The sequence below is a fragment of the Photobacterium sanguinicancri genome, from assembly GCF_024346675.1.
Taxonomy (GTDB): domain Bacteria; phylum Pseudomonadota; class Gammaproteobacteria; order Enterobacterales; family Vibrionaceae; genus Photobacterium; species Photobacterium sanguinicancri.
The window spans coordinates 1,986,872-2,003,888 of the sequence record NZ_AP024850.1; the positions used below are offsets into that span (position 1 = coordinate 1,986,872).

Below are 17,017 nucleotides of genomic sequence, written 5' to 3' on the forward strand. Positions count from 1 at the left end.
TTCCATTGAAACACTTTATATTTAATATTAGTATTCTTAATACATAAAACTCTGACAACGAAATCAACTGAGATTGTTGTCTTAACTTTGATTAACTATATCTAGCCCTTTTATTCAACTCGATGAATAATATTTAATTTAGAATAAAAGCTCTAATATTGTGGAGCTGAGATCTTGAAATGACATCTGTAGAATATAATGACAAACAACGCCCTGTACTTGCCAAGCTCGATGACAAAGGCTCTTATATAGTTACAAAAATTAAAGTCTTTGAGCAAATTTCAGGGCCATCAACATATAATGCAACTCTACTTTCTTCCGACCTTATCTCTGATAAGTCATTGGGTAAAGTTCTCGATATTTGTTATTCACCAGGCACGGAAGGTATTCGTAAAGAAGCCAAGCGTTTCTATTCGATTATAGCTTCTATTGAAAATGTTAAATTTGACCTTAATAAGCAGCTATATACTTACAAAATAGAAGGGATTGATCCTTTGTCTATTCTTGCATATCGGACGTCTAGTCAGGTCTTCCAAGATATGACAACCAAGCAAATCATTGAAAAAGTATTATCTGATTCAGGTTTAAAGACGCATTTTAAACTTTCAATGCGAAGTGCAGGAATCAAACACCGCTATTGTAGTCAATTTAATGAAACTGACAGCGCATTCTTACAGCGTATGATGGCGAGCGAAGGCTGGCATCATCATGTTGACCATAGTAATAAAAAGCCAAGTGTTGTTATTGCTGATAGCAATCAGGATTTCAAAACAGTGGAAGGCACCAGCATTGCTTATATCGCAAAAGCTAAAGATAAACGTAATGCGATTAGCCAGTGGTGTTTCAAAAACGTACTAGGAACGAGCAAGCTCTCTCTCGCTGATTTCAATCATGAGTTGGCAGAAATTATTGATAGTGGTGATCGCTTATCAAGCAGTAAATCAAAAATGAATGCACTCGCCTGCCATTTCTTTGGCCAAGGTAATGCCGATAAATCAACGATACGCGACAGTGCTAAAAAACAAATGGAGCACCTAGATAGCCAAAAAATGCTGATTAGCGCTGCTTGTTCCAATACCGTTATCAATTGTGGTCAACGCTTCAAACTTACTGATCATACAGAGTCGGATTTCAATCAAGAGTATGTTATCACCCAAGCCATACACGTTATTGAAGCCAATGAAGGTGGGCACAACACTGAATATAGCAATGAATTTCAGTGTGTCCCTGCAAATATCACTTGGCGACCAACGTTTCTAGCTAAACCGTCGATCTACAGTATTCAAAGCGCAGTGGTAACGGGGCCAAGTAACGAAGAGACAAATCAAGACAACCTCGGACGTATCAAGGTGCACTTTCATTGGGATAAACATGGTCAAACCAATGAAAAAAGTTCTTGTTGGGTTCCTGTCGCCCAAGCTACGGCAAGCAATGGTTTTGGTATGCAATTTATTCCACGCGTTGGCGATGAAGTCTTAGTCAGTTTTATTGATGGAGATCCTGATAGACCAGTTGTCAGCGGATCTATTTATACCAAGAAAAACAAACCACCTTATAGCACCCCAACACAATCAGGCATAAAAACGCGCACGACCCCAAATGGTAATAACAGCACAGCAAACGAACTGAGATTTGAAGATAAAAAAGACAAAGAAGAAGTCTTCCTTCAGGCTGAAAAAGACCTAACGATTAATGTCAAAAAAGACAAAAAACAAACTATTGCTGGCTTGATGACGCTCGATGTCACTAAAACCGTGAGCATGAAAAGTAAAGAAGCCATGTCACTCGAAAGTGAGGACGCCTTTTCAAGCAAAGCAGCGAAAGACATCAGTTTAGAGTCGGATGCCAGCGTTACAACCAAAGCGGGCAAAAATGCTGAAGTTAGTGCTAGCTCAAAAGTGTCGATAGACGGCCAAACGATCGAGCTTAAAGGTAAAACTAAAATTAAACTCAGTGTTGGTGCTAACGCTATTGAAATCAGTGCAAGTGGTATCAAAATATCTGGCACACAAGTGACTATTGATGCCAAAGGTAATGCAAATATTCAAGGCACCATGGTAAAAGTAGAAGGTAAAGCCAAAGCGGATCTGAAAGGTGCACTCGTAGGGATTAACGGCAGTGCAATGACCCAAGTAAAAGCCGGTGGCATGGTTCAAATTCAAGGCGCAATCGCGAAGGTAAACTGATGCAGTATTTAAAAATCCCCCACCACAGCGCTAATGATATTTTGAGCCTATACGAGCCAAGTGATGAATTACTGGAAATAGCAGAGCAACACAGCCAACCAGCCGCGCTGATTAATGCCACATTGGAAGCTGAACTATTCTCGGATACGGCCATTTTCATTGCACATGCCCTGCCCGTGCGTGAGGCTATTTGGTGGGCATGTTGCTGTACCAGCCTTCTTAACGACTGGACTGAAGATGAATTTAATGCCATTAGAGCGGCAAAAGCATGGGTTCATACACCAGACGAAACGGCTCGTCGCTTTGCTGAACAAATGGCAATCAAAGCTGATTTACAAACTGGGGCTGGTTGGGTCGCACAGGCTGCATTTTGGAGTGGAGGCAGCATGACTAGCCCTAGCGATCCCGTTGTACCCCCTCCCGCTAATTTGTACTCACATGCTGTTGCTGGAGCCATTAATTTAGCAGCAGCACTGCCTGATGGCGAAAATGCGCACGAACGATACGAAATGTTTTTCAACATTGGACTGGATATTGCTCAAGGCGGTAACGGTCAAATAAGCTCTCATACTTAAATATAGGTTTTAGGTTTTAGGTTTTAGGTTTTAAGTCCATTATTTAAGCCTAGTGTTTAGCACTTACATATAGAGGTAACGCTTTATGCTTCCAGCAGCAAGAGCAACCGACATGCACGTATGCCCGATGCAAACACCTGCGTTGGTACCTATTCCACATGTTGGCGGCCCGCTTTTACCGCTTCCAACAACAGTACTTATCGGTAATATGCCTGCAGCGACGTTGGGGCAAATATGTATTTGTGTTGGCCCACCCGACAGCGTAGTAAAAGGCAGTGCCACGGTGCTGATTAACAATAAGCCCGCAGCACGTATGGGCGACACAACGGCACATGGCGGTACTATTATTATGGGTATGCCAACAGTATTAGTTGGCGGGTAATATTACGTTGGAATGACATTAAAAAAGCCTCACTGACTATATCAATGAGGCTTTTTAGTGGATCTTTTTTCATCCCATGAGTGCCTGCTTATATGGCAACTCGTGAGCGTGTTGTGTTAACTGCTAACTAGTTAATTGCTAACTCAGCTTGATGCTCTTCATCTTCAGCAGACATCATACGCGTCAACATTGGTGAAGCCAGCGCCATAACAACTGCAACTGCAAGCGTTACAAGGCCAATATTTTGGAAGACCTCGGTATACAATGGCAGGGTTTGTAGCGGATCTGTCACGTTTTCAGGTGCAGCACTAAAGGTTGCTACATAGCCACCAATAATGAACGAAGCGGCTTGTGTCAGGAACCAAGCGCCCATAGTAAAGCCCATTAAACGTTGCGGAACTAAGCTCGCGACCATCGCAAGACCAAGACCACTGATTAATAGCTCACCCAAGCTTTGGAATAAGTAAACTAGTACCATCCAACCAACAGAGACCATACCCGTTTGGTCTGCAAACCATAGGCCCGCAGCAGCAACAGACAAGAAGCCAAATGCACACATAAACATACCCACTGTGAATTTACCCGGCATAGATAAATCACGGCCGCGGCTTCCATAATAAGTATATAGGTAAGCAAGAATTGGGCTACACAATACAACCCAGAATGGGTTCAATGCTTGCAGGCTCACGGGGTTAATATTGAAACCAAAGAACTCAGTACGCACGTTATAAATAGCGAAGAAGTTCAGCGACGTAGGCATTTGCGCATAAAGAACGTAGAACACGATCGCTTGTAGCATCAGTACAAATGCAACAATCATTTTCTTACGCGCCGCACCTGTCACTTTGAACGTCTCTTTCATGAAGATGCTAACAACACCAACACCAATAAGACCTAACACTAGGTTCGCCATGAAAATATTTTGCAGTAACCATGCACAAATGAGGATTGAAACAAGCGTGCCTCCTGCAACTATGCCTAGGTACTTAACATTCATCGGTGCTGAGTCAGCATCAGAGCCAATACCATCAACAGTTCGACGCAATACTACATAACTAAGTAAACTAGCAAGCAAACCAAAACCACAAATAACAAATGCCGTTGCATAACCATAGCTCGCTGCAATCACTGGACTTAAAGACAGCGATACTAAAGAACCAATGTTAATGGACATATAGTAAAGAGTGAACGCGCCATCTAAACGGCTATCGCCCTCGTCATAACACTTAGCAAGCAGGCTTGATGGGTTCGCTTTGAATAAACCATTACCTACCGCAATTGCACCAAGAGCGTAATAAATAAATGTAGGTTCAAGAATAGAGAACCCCATTAAGAAATAACCCGCAGCAAGGACTATGGCACCAAACACCATAGTACGTTTTGTACCTAATATATGGTCGCCAACGTACCCACCAACAGACACCAAACCATATACAAGCGCGGCAAATGCACCAAAAGTAACGAAAGAGTCTTGCTGTGTGAAACCTAACTGCTCAACAAAATAAACAGCAAGAATGCCCTGTAAACCGTAGTAACCAAAGCGCTCCCACAGTTCGATAAAAAATATCATCTTAAATGGCTTTGGTTGGTTAAAAATACTAACTTTATTAGACATTATAGCCTTAACCTCTAGTCTTGTATGATTTGAGCGGGCATTAGACCTGCATATCGAAAGTAATAAAGTGATTTGTGTTAATGTTTCAAATTGTTACTAGTGATCATGATCACATCCATACAAATAAGATTGCATAATGAAAAAATAGTTGCTGATATTTTTGTAAGATAAAAAAGGCAATCAAATCAATGTAATGAAAAACATAAGTTTAGCTTATGTCAAATGACTAGATAATACTCACTCGTGGTTCAGACTCTTATTCGAATAAACGAATTCGCTTACAATTATTCGTATGTTCACAAGTACAGTACTTTATGCTGTATCACACATAGCCTTGCGATATAGTGAGATCATAAAATCATGCATAAAGTAGTAAGGATACATATGCAAGCAAGAGGAATAAAACGTAGAGAACAGCTCAAAGCTGCAACCCGCGAATTACTTATTGAAATGGACATCTCAGCTATCACTTTTGCCGATATTGCGTTGCGAGCCAATGTACCAAAAAGCTCTGCATACCATTTTTACGCCAATATTGATGACATATATGCGGAAGTGGCGGCTAGCTATGGCACTGAACTACTCAATATACTATCCGTGTTACCTGACTATGATGATGTGGAACACTGGCAAGATATTGTCGACATTCTTATCGATAGATCTATTGTATTTTATGAATGTGAAACCGCGGCAAGGCAATTGATCATATCCGGTAAGACATCAGCGGCAATCAAACAGAAAGATCGCAATAATGATCTAATTCTATCCGAAAAAATTTATCATATTCTTGATAGCTTCTTCGAGTTACCACAAATAAATAACCGTTCAGATATCTTTCATATCTGGGTTGAAATTGTTGATGTAATTTTCACTTTATCTCAAATGAAGTATGGCTTTATCACTACCAGTATGGCCAATGAAGCAAAGCGTGCATCTAAGGCATATTTAGGAACTTACCTAACAGCAAGCCTAGTAAAAAAACCAAAAGTAATACCAAGTATCGTACTAAGTTAAGCTTAGTACTCAGCACGCATGCTAATATAAACAGCTAATAAAGCCCCTAATGGCTAGGGGCTTTATTTTAAGGCTAGAGGTATATGTTTAGAGCTGAATTACCCAGCAACATCAGTTTAAACACATTCTTTATTTTTTTCTTCCACTGCCATCACTTCCAGATGCTCATCACAAAGATAGTAACGGCAAGGCCCACTCCCCATGTCATGCAAACAGACTTTTTTAGGCTTATTTTTTTTAGATCTATACAGTGCGTTATCTGCTGAAGAAATAACACTATCAAGCTCTCCTATCACCGCCGAAAAGCCCACACTCACGGTGTAAGTGGATTTTTTACCATTAAAGTGTACTTCTGATTGGCTCAAAGCTAACCGTAAATCTTGAAGTTGTACATCCGCAACTAGATGTGAGCTAGCAGCAAACAGGATAGAGAATTCATCGCCACCATACCGAGCAATAATTGCCTGATCTGGCATGATTTCTTTAAGCTTTTCTGCAACAGACAAAATCACTTGGTCACCAAATAAATGACCTAATCCATCATTAATCATTTTAAAGTCATCAATATCTAGCATCGCTAAATAATAACCAGCATGTTTTTTACTTATTACTTGCTGAATATGTGTACGAAGATAATTCTTGTTCATCAAATTCGTCATCTGATCTTTATCTTTAATTCGCTGCCTTAATAACACATGATTTAATGCCCCTTGCGCATAAACACGGTAAATATTAACAAACCACGGTAATACAGCAGGCGTCCCCAGTAAGTAAGCAATACCTTGCAGCTGATCATTATTAATAAGAGGTATTCGAAAAACAGCACGCGTTGGTGATATATGTCGCGCAATAAGGTCATCTCGGTTCACAGTCGAGATCCGCATGCTTTGCCGTTTATCATGAGGAATAAATTGTTCAACTTCCTCTTGCGAAAATATATACCTTTTACGAACATCGATATATTCACGAAGATCTTCGTTATACGTAAACAATACAACATTTTCACAAGGAACCAGATCTTTAATCACGGTGTTAAGTTTTTTATCAAGGGCTACTAGCCCATCAACCTCGGTCAGTTGTCTTCCATTAATGTGAACTCGTTTCGAGATTAAATTAACAAGTACCATGATCCCGATAACACAGAATAATGTAATACTTACTGCACCTAAATTAAAAGCTTTAGAGGTAATATCTTGGGTAAGCGTACCCGATAATAAAATCCAACCAAACGTATTCTGTGCGTCATATACACTAAACTTCCAGCGCATTTTGTACATGTACCCATCAATAGCACCTTGCGTTTTACCTTGCTTTATCTGACTAACCAACTCCGGTGAGACACTGACAGATGGCGTGCTAATACGTGATTGATCAGGATGCATAATAACCTGGCGACTATGCATATCAACGACATAAACATAGCCATTTTCCATTGTTTTCAGTAAGGCTAGTTGCTTATATAGCTCAGTAACGTCGGTTTCCAACAAAATATAGGCAAGTTGCTGATTTGCCATCTTGATCACTTTAACAACCGTAACACTCCATTTATCTGTTGTTCGGCTCATATAAATAGGTGATATATAGCTTTCACCTATTTTGGTATCAGGGCTATACCATGGGCGACTTTCCATTTTTTTTGCAATATTATGCGCTTCAATGCCTCGTGTGGCGTAATAACTACCTTGTGTATAAATCCCAACCTCTGAGAGGTTTGTTTGATTAACAATAAGAGCATCACCCATCGCAATATAATCATCAATTGCGACATCACGTACTAAAATTTGTCCCAATAAATACAGGTGGTTTTCAACTGAATTAAAGTGAATTCTAAGGTATTCATTTGCCACAGAGACATTGTCTTCAGCTTCTTGGTAAGCAGCTGCACGACTCACTTTCAGGTCTGAATACCCGACATATGACAACGATAGGAATACGACAACAATCAATGGAATAATTGTTTGTATTAAATGCTTCGGTTTTATATCCATCAATAAGAGCTCTTGGTAGTTATAGTAATCACCGGTTTTAAAGGGTAAATATACTTATCAACCCAATTGTATATCAACCTACCGTGCAACATATTGTTGTATATCAGCTTTGTTGACACAGAGCACATTAAAGCTTGCTAATCGTATCTGGCTTGGGTAATGCTGTTCACTAGAAAGAAATGAGCGCTGTATTGATTATGTGGGCGTATCTACAACTCACGGAATTAAAACTGAAACGCCCAATCGAGTAGATTGGGCGTTTAAATCGGTAAAGCGACTAGTGATAGTCCCGCAATGCTAGACAACCATGCGAACAACTACGCAAACAACGCTTAATACAACCACAGATATTTCATTAATTAATAGCAAACATCGCCATGAACTCATTCACCGGCGTTGACTCTAACTTGGCTTGGTCACTGCATAATTCAAAAATAGATTGGCTGGTTACTGCAGGAAAACGGGTCTGCAAATTACGGACAAACTTACGCTCTAATACAGGTATCCCTTCTTGACGGCGACGGCGATGCCCTATTGGGTATTCAACGGCGACTTTCTCGGTCGAACTGCCATCCGTGAAGAACACTTGTATTGCATTAGCGATAGAACGTTTATCGTCTTCAAGGTATTCTGCGCTGTAACGCTTATCTTCCTGTACTTGCATTTTTTCACGCAGCATATCAATACGGGGATCACCGCGATGAAAATCATCTTCATAATGCTCGGCCATTAAATCACCATGAATCAATGGCACCGCAATCATGTATTGTAAACAGTGGTCGCGATCAGCTGGATTGGCCAAATCACCCACTTTAGAAATAATGCGAATAGCAGATTGATGCGTGGTAATTTCAATCCGCTCAATATCATCAAGGCGATCTTTCACTTGTTGATGTAGCGTCACCGCGCACTCAACCGCCGTTTGCGCATGAAACTCGGCTGGGAATGAAATTTTAAACAGCACATTTTCCATCACGTAGCTATCAAACGGCTGATTAACTTTAAACTGCTCGCCTTTAAACTGAACATCGTAAAAGCCCCACTGCGGCGCTGTTAATACCGATGGTAACCCCATCTCGCCTTTCATGGTGATCATGGCAAGTCGGACTGCGCGAGAAGTCGCATCACCCGCAGCCCAAGATTTGCGTGACCCCGCATTAGGTGCATGGCGATAGGTGCGAAGTGAACAACCATCAACCCATGCTTGGGAAACGGCATCAATAATTTGGTCACGGCTACCACCGAGCATTTTCGTGATGACCGCTGTGGAAGCAACACGTACTAATAACACATGATCCAGCCCCACGCGGTTATAGCTATTCTCTAATGCCAGCACTCCTTGAATTTCATGGGCTTTGATCATGGCTGTTAATACCTCGCGCATAGTGAGCGGTGCTTTCCCCTCTGCAACAGCAACTCGACTCAAGTAATCCGCTGTCGCAAGAATCCCCCCAAGGTTATCTGAAGGGTGTCCCCACTCTGCGGCTAACCAAGTATCGTTATAATCCAGCCAGCGAATAATACAGCCGATATTAAATGCCGCCATCACAGGATCAAGTTCATGCGATGTGCCAGGAACACGTGCACCATGCCGAACAGTTGTACCCGGCACAATCGGACCTAAATGTTTGGTACATTCAGGAAAGCGCAACGCTAATAAGCCGCAGCCTAGAGTATCCATCAAGCAGTTTCGTGCCGTGTTATAGGCTTCTGTTGAATGAATATCACTATTAGCGACATAGTCTGCGATCTTTACCAACAATGCATCGGGGGCGGGACGTTCATTAATATCTACGTTCATGCTCATGTTTTATCCTTTCTAATCCTTTAGTTTTATCTGCTGTGATCTTATCTATTGAATTTACACACCGCACTTTAGTCTCGCTCTTCAATGGGCAACCAATCTTGATGCTCTGGCCCTTCATAATCTGCACTTGGGCGAATAATTCGGTTATGCGCGCGTTGTTCAAAGATATGCGCAGCCCAACCCGTTACTCGACTCATGACAAAGATAGGCGTGAATAACTTAGTAGGAATACCCATGAAATGGTAAGCAGAAGCATGGAAAAAATCGGCATTGGCGAACAAACCTTTCTCACGCTTTAATACTTCTTCAACACGCACAGAAATATCGAACAATTGTGGATCCTTCGCATTCTTCGCTAGCTTGCGCGACCATTCTTTGATTAGCGCATTTCGAGGATCAGATTCTCGGTAAATAGCATGGCCAAAACCCATGATTTTATCTTTACCATCCAGCATAAACATGATGCCTTGCTCTGCATCATCGGGGGTGCGCCATTGTTGGATCATCGCCATTGCGGCTTCATTTGCCCCACCGTGCAGCGGCCCTCGTAACGTGCCAATTGCAGCCGTCACACAAGAATGAAGGTCTGACAATGTTGATGCACAAACGCGTCCAGCAAAAGTAGATGCGTTAAACTCATGCTCTGCATATAAAACAAGCGAACAATGCATCACTTGTTTATGCATTGCAGACGGTTTTTTACCCGTCAGCATTTCAAGGAAATAGCCACCAATACAAGGTTCTTTACTCAATGCCGTGTCGATGCGTACACCGTCATGGCTAAAGCGATACCAGTAACAAATAATGGCGGGTAGCATCGCTAGTAAGGTGTCTGTTTTATCTTGCTGTTGGTTAAAGTCAGTTTCTTGATCCAAATTACCTAACATAGAGCAACCCGTGCGCATTACATCCATAGGGTGTGCAGTGGCAGGTATAGCTTCTAACACTAGCTTGAGAGCATCAGGTAACCCACGCTTGGCAATTAGAGTCTGCTTGTAATCATCCAGCTCTTGCTGATTAGGCAGTTTTCCTTTCAACAATAAATAGGCAACTTCTTCAAATTCAGCATTGTGTGCCAGATCAGTGATATCGTAACCGCGGTATGTCAGCCCAGTTCCCGTTTTACCCACTGTACATAATGATGTTGATCCCGCACTTTGACCGCGCAGTCCTGCACCACCAACGTGACTATTATCCTTTTCTATATCAGCTACGGCGAGTATTGGCATAGCAAACTCCTTTTGTCGATTACGTTATGAATACTTAAATTTCACTGCACAAATGAAATGAAATGAAATTAGAGAACGAGTTAATGACTTACTTTCTGCCCTTATTTCTAGGCTATTTTTTTGTGAATAACTTATCGAGTGTTTCTTCATATTGGTGGTAACCCAAGAATTGATAGAGCGCTTCTCGGGTTTGCATGGCATCAACAACCTGCCGCTGATGGCCGTCATTTTTGAGATGCTGATAGACATTAAGCGCGGCTTGATTCATGGCTCGAAAAGCACTAAGCGGGTATAGCACCATATCAACACCACACTCTGCTAACTCTTCACCTGAGAATAATGGCGTTTGCCCAAATTCGGTTATGTTCGCTAAAATAGGCACATCAACTGCTGATGAAAACTGTTTATATTGCTCTAACGTGTTTATCGCTTCGGGGAAAATCATGTCTGCCCCCGCATCAATACAAGCAATGGCTCGTTCGATTGCCGCATCTATGCCTTCAACCGCAAGTGCATCTGTGCGCGCCATGACAACAAAATCGCTATCACTTTTTGCATCAACACAGGCTTTAATGCGATCAACCATTTCTTGTTGGCTAACAATGGCTTTATTAGGACGATGACCACACCGTTTCTGCGCTACTTGGTCTTCAATATGTACCGCTGCTGCACCCGCTTTTTCAATTTCTCGAATAGTACGCGCAATATTAAATGCCCCACCAAAACCAGTGTCTATATCGACTAATAGTGGCAACGAAGAGGCTGCCGTCACCCTGCGAACATCTTCAAGCACATCATTCAAGGTGGTGATCCCTAAGTCAGGCAAACCGTATGACGCATTTGCAATACCGCCCCCTGATAAATAGATCGCTTGATGCCCTACTTGCTCTGCCATCATTGCGCAATACGGATTTATTGCCCCTACTATTTGGAGCGGATGGTTTGTCGCTACCGCGTGTCGAAATCGCTTTCCGGGTGTCATGATGCTCTCTCCTTGTCATCACTTAAGTGAAAGTCTGTCTCTAAACCTGTGATTAGTCTTACTCACAGGCATTAAATTTATTCTTCTATCAGCAGCTGTTGCTCTATCAATTGGCGGCTTCGCATAATGTGGCGGCGCATTAACATTTCGGCTAGTTCACCATCGCGTTCTTTTATTGCAGCGAGGATCTGAGCATGTTCACTCAAGGCTTGGCTTGGGCGAGAATGCGCTCGTGGAGATTGATAACGATACATACGCAGTAAATGATAGAGCTCATCACACAGCAGACTTATCAGTTTGGAATTTCTACTGGCTTTGATGATCCGATAATGAAAATCAAAATCCCCTTGCTGATGGAAATAAGAAGCGCCTTCAACCTTTTCGATATGTTGATGATGGGTCGTTAATAAGCGCTGTAATCCTTCAATTTCTTCGTCAGAAATATGAATGCAAGCAAGTCGTGCTGCCATTCCTTCTAAGGCTTCACGCACTGCATAAATTTCAATGAGCTTCTCTTGGCTCAGTTCGACAACTCGTGCGCCAACATGCGGCACTCGCTCAATGAGCCTTAGCGCTTCAACCCGCATCAAAGCCTCACGCAATGGCCCTCGGCTTACACCAAAAGTATTAGCAAGATCGGATTCTGCAATTTTACTGCCTGCGGGATATTCACCATTAACAATGCATTCAATCAACCGTTCTGTCAGATCCTCTGACTTAGTCAACTCTTTCACCGTAACCACTACTGCTATCCTTTTTACTAAAAGCTAATCAACACAGCCTCTCGACAAAGATTGTCGACAATCAGCCCGCCTAAAAACAAAAATAGTCAGATATCGCATAAAATACAAATAAATTGTAAACAAAATGTTAATTTCATGTTTTTTATTGTTGGTTCGATGCTAAAAAGCACCTAACCATTTTTACTTATCTCGGTTAGTAAAAGGAAAATAAAAAACGCCGAACCACATATGTGTTTCGGCGTTTGATTCAATAAATAAAGCGTTCTACTTTATGATACTAGATCACGATCGAAATTGAGTTTATTGTCGATTCTTCGTGCTATATCAATACTCTCGCTGCATTATCGCTTCCATACCAAACTGCTTATTACTTAATGTCAGCGTATTATCCGCCCCTAATTTATACTGGCTTTCATGCTGACCATCTTCATAAAGTAGGACGATATTGTTGTCTTCAAGATAGTAGATACCACGGTGTTCTTTCATCTTCCCGTCAGTGCCTTTAACCTCTACCGAGAATAAGAAATCAGGGCGTAACAGAATAGATAAACCAGTAATATGTTCATCTACATCACTTCCCGATATACGAGAGGCATGCCACTGTCCAGGGAGGTTCTCTGGTGCCAATTTAGTGAATCGTGCACCATCGAGTACAAACTGATTGTAGCTAAGCATGTACGAGTGCAATTGTTCGGGTTGGTCACTCGACCGAAATATTATGTTTGTTTCATCAACATCGTATTGACCTTTCCACTGATCAACCGAGCCGTCGGCCCGCAGTAAACGCACAACAAAGTCATAGTTAGACGTAAACTTAATATTCATCGCTGTATAGCTTTCACCTTCGCTTTCTATACCTTCATCGTTAGTACTAAACCAATACCAATCACCAAGTAATAATGGATAATCAAACTCTGTTAGCTTTTCAGCAGCAACTTGGAAACTCCAAGTACTGATGAACAATGCAAAAGTGACGAGTAATGTTTTCATAGCACGACCTCACAAAACGAACGCTTATATAAAACCCTAGTCCTGATTGTTAGATCGAACACAAACTTTCGAGATAAATCACATTTTAGTTAGCGTTATCTCATCGCTGATACAAATTTATTGCATAGCACCTGCATAAAAAAACGGCCCTGATATTGCTATCAGGGCCGTTTCATTGTCTTTTTCAGATAACGTTAGCTTTGCGTATTGGTTAAATCCACAGTGATGGCCACTGCTTCATCTAAGTACGCATCGGGCGCTTCATAATCTTTTGGCACATCGTCCAGTGAAGCAAAAGGTTTTTTACCTACCGCCTTCTGGCGTTTATTCAAACGAGCTAAACGATCATGGTCATCTTTGTCTTGTTCTGCAATTCGCGTTTTTTCATTCAGCGAGATTGTCTTAATATCTTTCTCAGCTTGATACTTCGAAATATCATCAAGAATGAAACCAAATTCCATATCTTTCTGAATACGACCTTCATGCTTAGTAGATAACGACGGTAATACCGAAGAGAAGTTATCAACTTTCTGGTAACCCGCAGGTTTAATGCTATCCCAAGGTAATGCGTTATCTTCGACACTCTCACCTGTATCTGCAGGATCGATCGCCGTTGGGAAACTAATATCAGGAACAACACCTAGATTTTGCGTACTACCACCGTTGATACGGTAGAATTTCTGAATCGTGTATTGAACATGGCCAAGTGGCTTATCGAACAAATCATAAATATGGTTTAATGAACGATGCTGTTGCACTGTACCTTTACCAAATGATTGTTCACCCAATACCACTGCTCTACCGTAATCTTGCATAGCCGCTGCAAAGATTTCAGATGCCGATGCACTGTAACGATTCACTAATACCGTTAATGGGCCATCAAAATAAACGCGATCATCAGAATCACCGTTCACTTTCACGCGACCATAACTATCACGAACCTGTACAACAGGGCCCCCATTAATAAACAAACCCGTTAATGCTGTAGCCTCTGTTAGCGCACCACCACCATTGTTTCGTAAATCAATGACAACACCGTCGACTTGCTGATCATTCAGTGACGCAAGCTCTTTTTTAGTATCTTCAGACAAGCCAACGTAGAAACTTGGTACTTCAATCACACCAATTTTCTTACCGCCTTCAACTTTAACTTCTGATTTTACCGCTCGGTCTTCTAAACGAATTTTGTCACGCGTAATAGTGACATCGTAACTTTTGGCATTTTTGCTTTCAGGTAAGATCTCCAGAATAACCTTACTACCTTTCGGTCCTTTGATTAACTGAACAACATCATCAAGACGCCAGCCGATAATATCGACAATATCTTTACCTTCCTGACCAACACCAATAATGCGGTCGCCAGCAGTTAACTGTTTAGATGAAGATGCAGGACCACCAGCAACCAGTGAACGAATCACAGTATAATCATCGACAACTTGTAATACCGCACCAATACCTTCTAGAGAAAGGTTCATTTCCGATTGGAATTGTTCAGCATTACGTGGCGATAGATAACTGGTGTGCGGATCCACTTCACGGGCAAAAGCATTCATGTAGATCTGGAACACATCTTCGCTATGCGATTGTGTTAGACGTTTAAGAGCGTTGTTATAACGCTTCCCTAATGTCTCTTTGATCTCTTTCCACTCTTTACCTGCGAGTTTTAGATTCAATGCATCATATTTAACACGCTTACGCCAAATTTCGTTCAGCTCATTACGGTCTTTTGCCCATGCTAATTCAGAGCGATCAATTGTAATGCTTTCATCGGCATCAAATTTGATTTCTCTATCAAGCAAAGACAACGCGTATTGGTAGCGATCGAATCGACGTTGAAGTGTTGTATTAAAAATATTGAAAGCAGCTGATGAATCACCCGATTTGAGCTGATCATCAAATTGATCTTCCCACTTATCAAAAGACTGAATGTCAGATTGCGTTAGGAAACTGCGATTGAAGTCCAACATTTTGACGTAACGGTCAAACATGCTAGCTGAGAATTGATCATCAAGTGCAAATTGCTTGTAGTGTGAACGTGTAAAACGCGATGCAATACGCTTACTAGCTGTCGCATGTTGTTTTTCAGCAGTTAACTGCGGCAAGTCACTTAATGAGTATTTAGCCTCTAGGGCTTGCGCTGATGCTGCCAGCATCATGCCGGCAGCGATCAGTGAGAAACGGAATCGACATTTCATACGTCGAGCATTCTCCTTTACGAACGCAGGTGCTCCGCTTTAACAGCCATAGTTAGACCATTACTCAAACGTACACGCACATCGTCCTTATTGATTTCAACGATAGTTGCCGGCATGTTGCCGGTACCCATGTTCACATTTACATCTTTGCCAACTTTAACTTCGTCAGCGTTTAGAGCACGGGTTGTTTCAACAGGCTTTTTATCTAGCTTAGTCGTTTTTTGCTTAGTGTTCTTTGGTTTAGCTGAATTTGTGCGATTTTTTTTCGCTTTAGCTTCACCTTCTTTAGCAACAGCGGCTTTCGCAACTGCTTGCTCTTTACGACGAGCACGTACTTTTGCTTTGCTTTCTTCTAGCGCTTTTTGTGCATGGTCAATATGCTCTTGCTCTAGCTCACCGCATGCGTTGCCATCTAGGTCTACGCGGTTTGCGCCAGCTTTGGCACCATGAAGGTAACGCCATGAAGAAGTGTATTGACGTAAAGCTGTACGTAATAATGTTTTGCTTACTTTAGGGTCGTCGCTTAGACGCGCAGCTAGATCTTGAAAGATACCAATCTTAAGTGGTTTAGCTTCACCTTCAACAGAGAAACATTTCGGGAAACGCTCAGCAATGTACGCAATAACTTCTTTACTGTTCGTTAACTTTTCAGAGTTTTCCATGGATTTTCCTGACTTAAAGCGAGACCATCTCGCTGTTAGTGCTTTGTTCAAAAAGAAATAGTTTGCGCTATTATAGTTACCTAGCGTTGAAAAACCACCGAAAGCATGAAATTAGAGGTGTTTTTGTAGCGCATTAATGAAAGAAACAAGACCCTCTTCATCAAATTGGTCAAATCTTGACAAGATAGGGCTGTCGATATCAAGCACGCCGTACAATTCGCCACCAATTCGGAACGGGATCACAATTTCAGAATTACTCGCAGCATCGCACGCAATGTGCCCTTCAAACTGATGAACATCATCAATGCGTTGAACTGTGTCTTCTGAAAGAGCAGTACCACACACCCCTCGCCCTACCGGAATACGTACACAAGCCACTTTTCCTTGAAATGGACCTAATACTAACTGCTCGCCTTTTAACAAATAAAAGCCAACCCAGTTAATATCCTCTAACTCCATGTTGAGTAACGCACTAATATTAGAGAGGTTAGCAATGACATCTGGCTCATCTTCTATGATAGCGACAGCTTGTTTTGTTAAACGATTATAAAACGCGAGTTTATTTTCCATGGCTTACTCCTTCTTTAGCCGCTAGAATGTGAATCTTGTTAATAATAGGAATCATTATCACCGTGAAAGATTCTGTAAA

14 protein-coding genes are annotated in these 17,017 nt (G+C 41.7%); 4 read left to right on the forward strand and 10 right to left on the reverse strand.

All coding sequences use genetic code 11. The features are described 5' to 3' along the window. Nucleotides 1-179: 179 nt before the first annotated feature. The 3 genes from OCU87_RS09555 to OCU87_RS09565 all read left to right on the forward strand — a co-directional run bounded on the left by OCU87_RS09555 (nucleotide 180) and on the right by OCU87_RS09565 (nucleotide 3,143). The gene (locus tag OCU87_RS09555; protein WP_261856992.1) at nucleotides 180-2,186 is read left to right on the forward strand and encodes a type VI secretion system Vgr family protein; all 2,007 of its coding nucleotides are present in this window, start codon (nucleotides 180-182) and stop codon (nucleotides 2,184-2,186) included. Continuing rightward, on the forward strand, nucleotides 2,186-2,761 hold the full coding sequence (locus OCU87_RS09560; RefSeq protein WP_062690603.1) for a DUF6931 family protein: 576 nt from the start codon (nucleotides 2,186-2,188) through the stop codon (nucleotides 2,759-2,761). The genes OCU87_RS09555 and OCU87_RS09560 overlap by 1 nt, the downstream gene beginning before the upstream one ends. An 85-nt stretch (nucleotides 2,762-2,846) precedes the next feature. Further along, nucleotides 2,847-3,143 (forward strand): PAAR domain-containing protein, encoded by a 297-nt coding sequence (locus OCU87_RS09565; protein WP_062690602.1) that lies wholly within the window; start codon nucleotides 2,847-2,849, stop codon nucleotides 3,141-3,143. A 127-nt stretch (nucleotides 3,144-3,270) separates the two neighbouring features. Here OCU87_RS09565 and OCU87_RS09570 read toward each other — a convergent pair whose 3' ends face one another. Beyond that, nucleotides 3,271-4,758 carry an oligopeptide:H+ symporter gene (locus tag OCU87_RS09570; RefSeq protein ID WP_062690601.1) on the reverse strand — a complete coding sequence of 496 codons (1,488 nt, stop codon included), beginning with the start codon at nucleotides 4,756-4,758 and terminating at the stop codon, nucleotides 3,271-3,273. Nucleotides 4,759-5,142: 384 nt separating this feature from the next. On the opposite strand from OCU87_RS09570, the gene OCU87_RS09575 reads away from it, so the two are divergent. Continuing rightward, a complete protein-coding gene (locus tag OCU87_RS09575) occupies nucleotides 5,143-5,772 on the forward strand; it encodes a TetR/AcrR family transcriptional regulator (RefSeq protein WP_261856993.1) in 630 nt (209 codons plus the stop codon). A 116-nt stretch (nucleotides 5,773-5,888) separates the two neighbouring features. Here OCU87_RS09575 and OCU87_RS09580 read toward each other — a convergent pair whose 3' ends face one another. The 9 genes from OCU87_RS09580 to OCU87_RS09620 all read right to left on the reverse strand — a co-directional run bounded on the left by OCU87_RS09580 (nucleotide 5,889) and on the right by OCU87_RS09620 (nucleotide 16,938). After that, entirely contained in the window at nucleotides 5,889-7,760 is a 1,872-nt protein-coding gene (locus OCU87_RS09580) for a sensor domain-containing diguanylate cyclase (protein WP_261856994.1), read from the reverse strand. A 355-nt stretch (nucleotides 7,761-8,115) separates the two neighbouring features. Beyond that, the gene (locus OCU87_RS09585) at nucleotides 8,116-9,567 is read right to left on the reverse strand and encodes a bifunctional 2-methylcitrate dehydratase/aconitate hydratase (RefSeq protein ID WP_261856995.1); all 1,452 of its coding nucleotides are present in this window, start codon (nucleotides 9,565-9,567) and stop codon (nucleotides 8,116-8,118) included. A gap of 68 nt (nucleotides 9,568-9,635) precedes the next feature. Then, entirely contained in the window at nucleotides 9,636-10,796 is a 1,161-nt protein-coding gene (gene prpC, locus OCU87_RS09590; protein ID WP_261856996.1) for a bifunctional 2-methylcitrate synthase/citrate synthase, read from the reverse strand. A gap of 112 nt (nucleotides 10,797-10,908) precedes the next feature. Continuing rightward, nucleotides 10,909-11,778, reverse strand: coding sequence for a methylisocitrate lyase (gene prpB / locus OCU87_RS09595; protein ID WP_261856997.1), 870 nt, complete (start codon nucleotides 11,776-11,778; stop codon nucleotides 10,909-10,911). A 77-nt stretch (nucleotides 11,779-11,855) separates the two neighbouring features. Then, the gene (locus OCU87_RS09600) at nucleotides 11,856-12,521 is read right to left on the reverse strand and encodes a GntR family transcriptional regulator (protein ID WP_157072622.1); all 666 of its coding nucleotides are present in this window, start codon (nucleotides 12,519-12,521) and stop codon (nucleotides 11,856-11,858) included. Between the two features lie 324 nt (nucleotides 12,522-12,845). After that, on the reverse strand, nucleotides 12,846-13,511 hold the full coding sequence (locus OCU87_RS09605) for a lipocalin-like domain-containing protein (protein ID WP_062690594.1): 666 nt from the start codon (nucleotides 13,509-13,511) through the stop codon (nucleotides 12,846-12,848). 194 nt (nucleotides 13,512-13,705) lie between these two features. Continuing rightward, nucleotides 13,706-15,706: a carboxy terminal-processing peptidase gene (gene prc, locus OCU87_RS09610; RefSeq protein ID WP_261856998.1), complete on the reverse strand. Its 2,001-nt coding sequence runs from the start codon at nucleotides 15,704-15,706 to the stop codon at nucleotides 13,706-13,708. A gap of 17 nt (nucleotides 15,707-15,723) precedes the next feature. Next, nucleotides 15,724-16,368, reverse strand: a complete 645-nt coding sequence (proQ, locus tag OCU87_RS09615; protein ID WP_094957239.1) for an RNA chaperone ProQ — start codon at nucleotides 16,366-16,368, stop codon at nucleotides 15,724-15,726. A gap of 111 nt (nucleotides 16,369-16,479) precedes the next feature. Next, a complete protein-coding gene (locus OCU87_RS09620; protein ID WP_261856999.1) occupies nucleotides 16,480-16,938 on the reverse strand; it encodes a GAF domain-containing protein in 459 nt (152 codons plus the stop codon). Nucleotides 16,939-17,017: the final 79 nt, after the last annotated feature.